This window comes from Gemella cuniculi DSM 15828 (genome assembly GCF_000425665.1).
GTDB classification, from domain to species: domain Bacteria; phylum Bacillota; class Bacilli; order Staphylococcales; family Gemellaceae; genus Gemella; species Gemella cuniculi.
Map to the genome: position 1 here is coordinate 25,160 of NZ_KE384431.1, position 7,237 is coordinate 32,396.

A 7,237-nucleotide genomic window follows, 5' to 3' on the forward strand; every position below is an offset into this window, starting at 1 on the left:
GTAAGAAATTAAATTTATCACAGCTAATAAAAAATATTTTTACTCCGAATTAATATGGTAATTTTATTTTTTTATTGTTTTTTTAATTTTTTAGCAAATGACAAAGTACATTAATTGAAAAAAATACTATAAAATGTTATGCTTGTAAGAGAATTTTTGTTAAAGGTAAAAGGAATAATGAATATATTAGTAGTAGATGACGAACAAACAATATTAGATGGAGTAGAAGAGTATTTAAGGGAAGAAGGATATAATGTTTTTACCGCAAAAGACGGAACAGAAGCGGTAGAAGTCTTCAAGGAAACTGAAATTAATTTAATAGTATTAGACTTAATGTTACCAGAAAGAAGTGGATTTGAAGTACTAGAAGAAATAAGAACAGAAAGCAATATTCCTGTTATTATTTTAAGTGCTATGGAAGACGAAATTTCACAATTAAAAGGATTTGATATGGAAGCAGATGACTATGTAACAAAACCTTTTTCTTTGCCACTTTTGTCTAAAAGAATAAATGCGTTATTAAAAAGACATTATGGAAATCATGAAATTTGGAGATATAGAGAAGCTGTTGTCGATTTTACAAGCTATAAGGCAGTCTATTTAGATAAAGAAGCGGATATTAAACCGAAAGAAATAGATGTTTTAAAATTTTTACTACAACATTCTAACCAAGCAGTTAGTAGAGAACAAATATTGGAGTATGTATGGGATAGAAGTGCAGAAATTCCTTACGATAGAGTTATAGATGTTTATGTAAAAAACCTAAGAAAAAAATTGGGGCTTGATTGCATAGTTACTGTAAAAAATGTAGGGTATAAGTTGAGTCTATGATGAAAAATATGGGAATTCTTCCAAGAACATTCTTAAAAACATTAGGAATTCTAGGAATGATAATAATTATTGTACACGTAATAATATACTTTACTTTTCCAGTTTTTTATGTGGAAAAACAAAGAAATAAATTGAGAGAAAATGCAGAAGTTTTTGTAAAATACTTAGAGCAAAAAGATTCTAGAGAAATTCCAGGCTTGCTAGAGTCATATTCAAAAAATTTAGGTATTTCTGTACATTTGAAAGATGATGTTGATAAAGGTAAGTCACCAATAATTCATGATTTACAAATTGATAAGGATAATGATGTTAACTACATTATTATAGAAGAAAAAACTATAAAAACTAAAGATAATAAAACTTTAGAAGTACAGTTTGTTTCAGGAACTAATGTATTAACAGAAGCAGTAGACATCGCTTTGCTTTATTTACCGTTTACTCTTATATCAACGCTGATATTTTGCTTTATATTTTCTTATTTTTACTCAAAAAAATTAGTAGAACCATTGCTCTATATTGCAAAAACTACAAAAAAAATGCAGAATATGGAGTCAGATGCTAGATTTAATGAAAAAAATAAAGGTGAACTAGGTGAAGTAGGTTCGCAAATAGATAGAGTTTACAGTAAATTATTAGCTACGATAAAAGATTTAGAAACAAAAAATAAAAATATAATCGAGTTACAAGAGCAAAAAGTAGCATTTTTACGTGGTGCATCGCACGAATTAAAAACACCGTTGGCAGGAATTAGAATAATCTTAGAAAATATGAAATACAATGTAGGAAGATACAAAGATCACGATAAATATTTATCAGAAACTATTGTGAAAATAGATAGCCTGAATATTTTATTACGTGAGATTTTGGAATCTTCAAAATTTCAAGAATGGACTAGAAACAAGCAAGTGTTAAATATAAAAGGTTTAACTGGAGTAATAATAGAAAGGCATAGAGAATTATATTTAGCAAAAAATATCAGTATACATAATGATGTAGAAGAAACAACAACTATTTTTATGAGTATACAAGCACTAGATAAGATTCTATCTAATGTTATAAGCAATGCTATTAAGTATTCTCCTAAAGATGGTGATGTATATATTTATGATAAGGATGGTTATTTAATTATTGACAATCCTTGTCCACCTTTAAACAAAGAATCATTAGATAATTTATTTAAAATTTTCTATCATTCACAAGTAGTAAATAAATCTCAAAATGGAACAGGGTTAGGTTTATATATCGTGAAAAACATTTTAGAAAGTTATAAATTAGAGTATAGCTTTAAACCGTATGAACAAGGAATGAGATTTAAAATAAAATTAACGAACAAAAACGAAAATAAAGAAAATGAAGAAGACGAAATAGAATAAAAAGAATTACCCTCTAAAATCTTGATGAATTTTAGAGGGTAATTTTTTGTTAACGAAATATTATTAAAGATTTTATCTGGAATATTTTTTACACTTATATGTACCTAAGTGCTAATATATACCTAATTTTATTTTCTTTAAAAAATAAAATTTATTTTTCTAAATTTCATACAAACTTCATATATCAGATATAAAATGTAAGAGCGAACAAATTTGTAGCAATAATAATTTAATAGTAAACCGTAAAAATATAAAGTTTATAAGCAATGTTTTATAGTTGATAAAAAGAATAAAATAAGTTTAATTCTAATTAATAAAAAAATATTCTTTCTTAAATAAGATACAAATATTTTATTTTCCAATTATAACATTGCTTTATAAATTTTGTATAATATAATTTTGCTAAATAGGATTTACTTAAAATTATAATATACGATACAATTTATAGAAGGAGTATATAAAAATGTTTAAAGAAAATATGAAGTTAAATAGAAATTATAGATATTCTATTAGAAAATATAGTGTAGGTACAGCAAGTGTAGCAATAGCAGCACTTGTATTTTTAGGGGGAAGCGGAGTAGTAAAAGCTGAAGGGAAAGAAGCAACGACAACTACTAGTACAACTGCTAAAGCTACAAGTGAGAAAGGGAAAAAATTAGCAGCGAAAAAAACTAAAAATAATGAAAAAGAACAAAAAAAATTACTATTGGATGCTGAAAAGAAAAAAGCAGAGGGTGAATTAAAAAAAATTGCTGAAGAAAAAATTCAAATTGAATTCAAAAAAGAGCAAAATTTAACTGATAATATGAAAAAAAAATTTAGAGAAAAAGTTGAAGAAATAGTAAAAAATTTTAATGATGAAATTAATAATGCAGTTAGCGAATCAGAAATAGCAAGTATAATAGGTACGGCAAAAGAAGAATTGATTAGAATAATGCCTGAAATAGACGAAGAAAGCAAATTAAATAGTGTGAAAAAATCATTAAAAAAAGAAATTGAGAGTATAGACAGTTTTAGTAATGAACAAAAAAATATATTACTAGAAAAAATAAATAATGTAACTAAGATTGAAGAACTTAATTCAATAGTTGAGAAAATTCAAGATGAAAAGAATAAAAAAATTGAAAAATTAGAGACAGAAACTGAAAATGAAAGGCTACACAGGATCAAAGAATCATCAATTACCCAAGAAAAAAATAAAGCTGAGAAAGAATTTTTGGAGAAATTAAATCAAGAGATTGAATATCAGAAAGATAGACTTAATAAAAACAATGGTTTTACTACTGAAGAAAAAAATGAATTAATCACAAGATTAGAAAATGTATTAAAAAATGCTAAAGAGAAATTAGAAAAAGCAATAACTAAAGAAGAAGTTTTAAATATTTATGTGGATACAATAGGTAAGGTTTCAATATCATTAGAAAAATATGTTAAGTTAGAATCTGAATTAGAAATATTGGATGAAGTAGAAAAACAACTTGAAGTTCTTGAAGAAAAATATGATTCAGATGATGAAGTACAAAATAAATTAGAGGATGATTTAGATGAAGTTGCTGAGAAAGCTAGAAAAAATATAAAAGAAGCATCTACTAACGAAGAAGTGAAAAAAATAAAAAAAGAGGCATTAAATAAAATAACTGAAATAGTAGAAAAGTTTGAAAAAATACAGAATACTTCTTCTCAAGATATTAATGAAAATCAATCGGATGAAGCTAAACCACCAAAAATGGAAGAAAAAGTAAATCAAGAAAAACTGAGAGCTAAAAGAAAAAAAATTACTGATGAACTACAAAAAATAATTTCAGATTATACAAGTGATCCTCTTATCACAAAAAACTTGACAGAAGAAGAAAAGGGGAAATTAACGTCTAAGTTAGATAGTGCTTATCAGGAAATTTTAAAATCTGTAAATGAATCAAAAACTGAAATCGAATTAGAACCATTAAAAGAAAAAGGGATAAAATTATTAAATAAAGCACTGGAAGATTTTAAACATCATAATGAAAATATTCCAAGTGAACAAACTCCACAGAAAACAAATGAAAAAGATATTGAGGAAAATAAACCTAATACAGAAACACCACAGATAAAACCAAATGAAAAGGTAGAGGAATCTAAACCAGAAGTACCGCAGACTAAACCAGGTGAAAGAGAAAAAGAGCCTAAACCAGAATCACCAGAGGTGGAGGATAAAAAAGATAAGGATTCTAAAACAGAAAAACCAAGTAAGCCATTATCACCAAAAGCAGATGAAAAAGGAGAAGAAGAAAATAAAAAGGAAGAGAATAATAATTCTAAAATAGAAACACCAACACCCAAACAACCAGAAAATAAAGCAGAAGAAAAACCAGGTATGCCAACGCCACCAAAAGTAGATGAAAAAGGTATGGCAGAAGATAAAGAAAAACAAGAAACGCCACAGGTAAAACCAGAGAATAAAACAGAAAAAGAATCTAAACCCGAATCACCAAAAGAGAATGGAAAAGATAAGCCAAGCGTATCTCAACCAAAAGAAGAGGATTCTAAAATAAAAACTCCGAAACCAAAACAGCCAGAACCTAAAGTGGAAGAAAAACCAGGCATATCAACACCACCAAAAGTAGAAAAAGAGGAATCTCCACAATTACCAAAAGATAAAGAAGAAAGTAATAAACCAAAACCAGAAGTACCGCAAGCAAAGCCAAGTGAAAAGGTAGAAGAATCTAAACCTGAATCATCAAAACCAGAAGATAAGAAAGTAGAAGATTCTAAAACAGAAACTCTGAAACCAAATCAACCAGGTGACAAAGGAAAAGAAGAAAATAAACCAAGTGCACCTCAAGTAAAACCAGAGGATAAAAAAGAAGAATCTAAGCCTGAGCTATCAAAACCACAATCACCAAAACTAGAAGATAAAAGAGCTGAAGATTCTAAAACAGAAATTCCAACACCAGCACAACCAGATAATTCTAAATCAGAAACACCAAAACAACAACATAAAACAGAAAAAGGTTCTAAGACAGAAACGCCGAAAATAGAACATAAAGAATTTAAATCTAAAAATGTAACAGTAACTTTTGAAGAAGAAGTTGATGTCGATGGAGTAAAAGTAAAAGAAGTTGATGATAAAGAATTAATAGAAAAAATTAAAAAAGAATTAAAGGCTGATACAGTAAGAGTGTTAGACTTAGAACTAACAAAAGGTGAAAAAGAAGTAAGTGTAAATAAAATGCGTACTGTAAGAATAGCATTAGCTAATGGGGAAACTAATGTAGAAGTGTATCATGTGAAAAAAGATGGTACATTAGAAAAAATTTCGTCGAAAATGGAGAATGGTGAAGTAGTATTTGAAATATCACACTTTAGTAAGTTTGCAATAGTAACTAAAAAAGGGAAACAAGTGAATAGTAGCATTCAAACAAATACAACTAATAAAAATGGACAAAAAGTATTACCAAATACAGGAATAAAATCGATTTATACAACAATGATTGGTATATTAGGTTTAGCATTTGGTTTAATAATAAACTTAATAAGAAGAAAAGCGAAATAAAAAAGATTAACTAAAAACAAAAAATATAAAATATGTACAAAAGAGAATGAGAATTGCAAAAGGCAGTTCTCATTTTTTTTAATTTAATAAGTAGAAATTAATTATGGAAGAAATAATTGAGTAATCTAGAATATTATTATACTTATAAATTAAAAATATACTTATTTTATCTATTATTTTTAAAATAAATTAAAAATTTCATATGAAATTAATATCATTAATATAAAATGAAAGGGTAAACAAAATTGTAACAGAAATATTTCTGTCAAAAAATATTATGAAAAAAAGTTATAAAGCAATGTTCTATGTATAATGGAAGGATGTTAGTATGCGTAATGCATCTATATTTCCATAACTATAGCATTGCTTTTTATAATTTTATAGGGCAGTTTTCTAACAATTTTTGAATTAAAATAAAAAGGAGTATTATAAATATGATTAAAAAGAATAATAGACTAAATAAAAATTACCGATATTCTATAAGAAAATATAGTGTAGGTACAGCAAGTGTAATGATTGCGGCACTTGTATTTTTAGGGGGAAGTGGAGTAGCAAAGGCTGAGGAAATAGCTTCTTCAAAGTCAACAGTTACAACGCAGAATAATATAAAAAAAACTGAATATGATGAAAAAGCTTTGTTAGAAAAAGCTAAAAAAAATGCAGAAACAACACTTGCAGGATTAAAAGAGTTAGATGAAAAACAAAGACAAAAATATAAAGAAAAAATAAAAAATGCAAAGAATACAGCAGAATTAGAAGAAATAATAAGGGATGCTGGAGATGAAAATTATAGAAATTATAAAGAAAAAGACAATCTTGCTAAAGTAAAAGCTGAAGCAAAAAAAGAATTGGAAAAATTAGCGAAAAAAACGACAGAAGATGGTTTGAAAAGTATACCTGAGACAGAAAAACAAAAAAGAAAAGATTATGAACAAACAGTAAAGAATATTCAAAGATTTTATGAAACATTAATAATGAATTCAAAAACAAAAGATGAGGTGGAAATATATTTAGGAGTTGCTAAAAAATCGCTTGCGGATAATGGAATAAAGCCGCCAAAAGATAAAGACAAAGAAAAGCCGGACCAACCAACGCCACCAAAAGAAAAAGATAAAGAAAAACCGGGCAAACCAACACCGCCAAAGGATAAAGATAAAGGCAAAGACAAACCAGGACAACCAACACCACCAAAAGAAAAAGATAAAGAAAAACCAGGCAAACCGACTCCACCAAAAGACAATAATAAAGATAAAGAAAAACCAGGTAAACCAACGCCACCAAAGGATGAAGATAAAGGCAAAGACAAACCAAGCAAGCCAATGCCACCAAAGGATAAAGATAAAGAAAAACCAGGCAAACCGATGCCACCAAAAGAAAAAGATAAAGAAAAACCAGGTAAACCAACACCGCCGAAAGAAAAAGATAAAGATAAACCAAGCAAGCCAATGCCACCAAAAGAAAAAGATAAAGACAAAGAAAAACCAGGTCAACCAACGCCACC

4 protein-coding genes are annotated in these 7,237 nt (G+C 27.5%); all 4 read left to right on the forward strand.

Features of this window, described 5'->3' with window-relative positions; all coding sequences use genetic code 11:
• Positions 1-177 precede the first annotated feature (177 nt).
• The gene (locus H612_RS0104765; protein ID WP_027130400.1) at positions 178-831 is read left to right on the forward strand and encodes a response regulator transcription factor; all 654 of its coding nucleotides are present in this window, start codon (positions 178-180) and stop codon (positions 829-831) included.
• A complete protein-coding gene (locus H612_RS09170) occupies positions 828-2,204 on the forward strand; it encodes a sensor histidine kinase (RefSeq protein ID WP_035500357.1) in 1,377 nt (458 codons plus the stop codon). Before H612_RS0104765 ends, H612_RS09170 begins: the two co-directional genes overlap by 4 nt.
• A 463-nt stretch (positions 2,205-2,667) precedes the next feature.
• On the forward strand, positions 2,668-5,736 hold the full coding sequence (locus tag H612_RS09560) for a DUF1542 domain-containing protein (RefSeq protein ID WP_027130401.1): 3,069 nt from the start codon (positions 2,668-2,670) through the stop codon (positions 5,734-5,736).
• 434 nt (positions 5,737-6,170) lie between these two features.
• Positions 6,171-7,237, forward strand: a 1,067-nt coding sequence (locus H612_RS10070) for a YSIRK-type signal peptide-containing protein (RefSeq protein ID WP_169515556.1), incomplete at its 3' end; no start/stop codon positions are given.